This window comes from Sporosarcina sp. P29 (assembly GCF_002743265.1).
Taxonomy (GTDB): Bacteria; Bacillota; Bacilli; order Bacillales_A; family Planococcaceae; genus Sporosarcina.
Map to the genome: position 1 here is coordinate 1 of NZ_PDYX01000107.1, position 411 is coordinate 411.

At 53.5% G+C, this 411-nt stretch carries 2 protein-coding genes; both read left to right on the top strand.

From position 1 onward, the window contains the following. Window positions 1-191 (top strand): NADH-quinone oxidoreductase (locus CSV68_RS16765; RefSeq protein WP_099662673.1); only part of this gene is annotated, 191 nt, incomplete at its 5' end. A gap of 10 nt (window positions 192-201) precedes the next feature. Beyond that, window positions 202-411 (top strand): NADH-quinone oxidoreductase subunit J (locus CSV68_RS16770; RefSeq protein WP_199175055.1); only part of this gene is annotated, 210 nt, incomplete at its 3' end.

Here is a 411-nt window from a genome sequence, read left to right on the forward strand (position 1 = left end):
CGGACTTCGAACTGGGTGAGTATAAGCGTCAGGACCTGGTGTACGAGAAAGAGGATCTGCTGATTTCCGGTCCGGGCAAATACCCGGAATATAACTTCTACCGGATGGCGGGTATGGCAATCGACGGCAAAGATAAGGGCGAAGCAGAGAACGAAGCTAAGCCTATCGACGTCAAGAGCCTGTTACCGTAAGGAGAGGGCAATGGAATTCGCTTTTTATATCTGTGGCCTTATCGCCATCCTGGCTACGCTGCGAGTGATTACGCACACCAATCCGGTGCATGCGCTGCTGTACTTAATTATCTCGCTGCTGGCTATTTCCGGGGTGTTCTTTGCGCTGGGCGCGCACTTTGCTGGTGCGCTGGAGATCATCGTTTACGCCGGGGCCATCATGGTGCTGTTCGTCTTCGTG